The following is a 2,711-nucleotide window of genomic DNA, read 5'->3' as shown; positions in this document are numbered from 1 at the left end:
AAAATGAAAAGCAATCAGATTGACATGACGACGGGAGCAATTTTTCCCAAGTTAATGAAATTTTCGATTCCGCTTATGCTAAGTTCAATTTTGCAGCTTTTTTTTAATGCGGCGGATGTTGTTGTTGTAGGCAGGTTTGCTGGAGATAATTCTCTTGCTGCCGTCGGCTCAACAAGTTCTCTTGTAAATTTTCTTGTAAACACGGTTTTAGGAATTTCTATCGGGTGCAATGTTGTTGCTGCAAATTTTACCGGTTGCGGAGATTCAAAAAAAGTAAGTTTGACAGTTCATACTTCGTTTGTTCTGAGCCTTTTATGCGGAGCTTTTATAAGCGTTGTCGGAGTTTTGTTTAGCCGGCAGATTTTGATTGTTATGGACGCTCCTGAGGAAGTTCTTCCTCTTTCTGCGCTTTACCTGCGAATTTATTTTTGCGGAATTTTTCCGAGCGTTGTTTATAATTTTGGTTCTGCTCTTTTACGGGCAAAAGGCGACACAAAACGGCCGCTCTATATTCTTTTTGTAAGCGGAATTTTAAACGTTGTTTTAAATCTTGTCTTTGTAATAAAATTTAATCTCGATGTTGCCGGGGTGGCGTGGGCGACTGTAATAAGCCAGGCTCTTTCCGCCGTATGCGTCCTTTTTATTCTTCTTACAGAGAAAGATGATTTTAAGCTGGACTTAAAAAAACTTTGCCTTAACAGCGATATTCTTGCGAAAATTTTAAAAATCGGAGTACCAGCAGGTTTTCAGAGCAGTCTTTTTAGTTTTAGCAATATGGTGATTCAATCTACCGTAAACAGTTTTGGAGCGGTTGCTGTTGCCGGAAGCAGCGCAAGTCAAAGCATTGAAGGTTTTGTTTATATTTCAATGAACAGCATTGCCCAGGGAAGCCTTACTTTTGTAAGTCAAAATGTTGGCGCAAAGAAAATTGACCGCGTAAAGAGAGTCGTTTTGACAAGCCTTTTTTCTGTCTGCATTGTCGGCGCTGTTATTGGCGGAATTTGTATTCTTTTTAGCAGGCAGCTTTTCTCGGTTTTTACGTCAAATCCTCTTGTAATAGACAAGGCCGCGGAACGTTTTCTTGTGATTTGTTCAACTTATTTTACCTGCGGCATAATGGACGTTATGGCAAATAGTCTTCGCGGAATGGGACGGAGCCTTATGCCTGCTGTTATGACTTTGATTTTTGTCTGTGGAAGCCGCCTTGTCTATCTTTTTACGGTTTTTAAGCTTCCTGGATTGTATTCTTTTGGCAATATATTTTTAAGTTATCCGATAAGCTGGATTATTACGTTTTTAATGCTGCTTTTTTCGTTTATTTTTGTAATTTCTAAGGAAAACAATAAAACGCGTTAAGGACTGTAGCCCCGGCGCAGCCGTTGTCCGTTGCAGGCGACGGACAATGCAAGGGCGAAAGGCCTGACGGTTGTAAATACAACCGGAACGCCCATAAAATCATTAAGCTCAAAAAACTTTTGTTTTTGTCGTTGAATTTCAATTTTAAAAAAACTATAATCAATAACAAAACAATGTAGTGGTTTGCAGTTGAAAAAATGCTGCAATTCCTGCATAAAACAGAGAAACAGTCTCTTCCTAAAAAGAGACGGAATCAAAACAGATTTTTATTTTTAGGAGAATATTATGGTCTACACAGCAGAAGTAGAGCATATGTGTCCTTTGGCTAAAGGCGCATATCACGGGCCGGCTCCAATTCCTGAGGAAGGAAAATGGGTTCAGGCAAAAGAAATCAAGGATATTTCTGGTTTTACACACGGAATCGGCTGGTGCGCGCCTCAGCAGGGAGCATGCAAGCTTTCTTTGAACGTAAAAGACGGAATCATCGAGGAAGCTCTTGTCGAGACAATCGGCTGCTCAGGAATGACCCACTCGGCTGCAATGGCATCTGAAATCCTTATCGGAAAAACTCTTCTTGAAGCCCTTAACACTGACCTTGTATGCGACGCAATCAACACTGCAATGCGCGAGCTTTTCATGCAGATTGTCTACGGACGCACTCAGTCGGCTTACTCAAAGGGCGGCTTGAAAGTCGGAGCTTCCCTTGAGGACTTGGGAAAAAATCTCCGCTCTCAGGTTGGAACAATGTTCGCTACACGCAAGACAGGTCCTCGCTACCTCGAAATGACAGAAGGCTATGTTGAGACTATGGCTGTTGACAAGGACAACCAGGTTATCGGCTACAACTGCATCAACTTCGGAAAGCTCATGGACGCTCTCAAGGCTGGAGTTGACCCGAAAGAGGCAATCGAGAAGGCACGCACTCACTACGGACGCGTTACAGAAGATCAGGGCATGGTAAAACTCATCGACCCTCGCAAGAACTAATTGTAGGAACGGAGGAAATAAAATGGCATTATTTGAAGATTTTGAAGGCCGTATCCCACAGGTAAACAAGGCTCTTAAAGAATATGGCTTCTCTGAGGGAGAAAAAGGACTCAACGAGGCCCGCGACCTTTGCAAGGCACGCGGTTTTGACCCTTACGAAATCTGCCAGTCAACACAGCAGATTTGTTTTGAGGACGCAAAATGGGCTTACGTTCTCGGCTCTGCAATCGCAATCAAGGAAGCTGAGAAAACAGGCGACAAGACTGGCTCAACAGCTGCCGCAAATATTGGTAAGGGACTTCAGGCATTCTGCTTGCCGGGCTCTGTAGCTGACGACCGCAAGGTTGGTCTCGGACACGGAAACTTGG

Annotated in this window: 3 protein-coding genes; all 3 read left to right on the top strand. The window is 43.1% G+C overall.

Annotated elements, in window-relative coordinates; genetic code table 11:
- Nucleotides 1-1,356 (top strand): MATE family efflux transporter (locus tag B2X33_RS04155; protein ID WP_296667865.1); only part of this gene is annotated, 1,356 nt, incomplete at its 5' end.
- Nucleotides 1,357-1,641: 285 nt separating this feature from the next.
- Nucleotides 1,642-2,343, top strand: a complete 702-nt coding sequence (locus B2X33_RS04150; RefSeq protein ID WP_296667863.1) for an iron-sulfur cluster assembly scaffold protein — start codon at nt 1,642-1,644, stop codon at nt 2,341-2,343.
- 22 nt (nt 2,344-2,365) lie between these two features.
- Nucleotides 2,366-2,711 (top strand): GGGtGRT protein (locus B2X33_RS04145; RefSeq protein WP_296667861.1); only part of this gene is annotated, 346 nt, incomplete at its 3' end.

The organism is Treponema sp. UBA785 (assembly GCF_002297065.1).
In the GTDB taxonomy this organism is placed as follows: Bacteria; Spirochaetota; Spirochaetia; order Treponematales; family Treponemataceae; genus Treponema_D.
This window is presented reverse-complemented; position numbering and strand designations above follow the sequence as displayed.

Coding starts and splice junctions, on each gene's coding strand:
- B2X33_RS04150 (WP_296667863.1), top strand. CDS start 1,642: ATGGTCTACACAGCAGAAGTAGAGCATATGTGTCCTTTGGCTAAAGGC.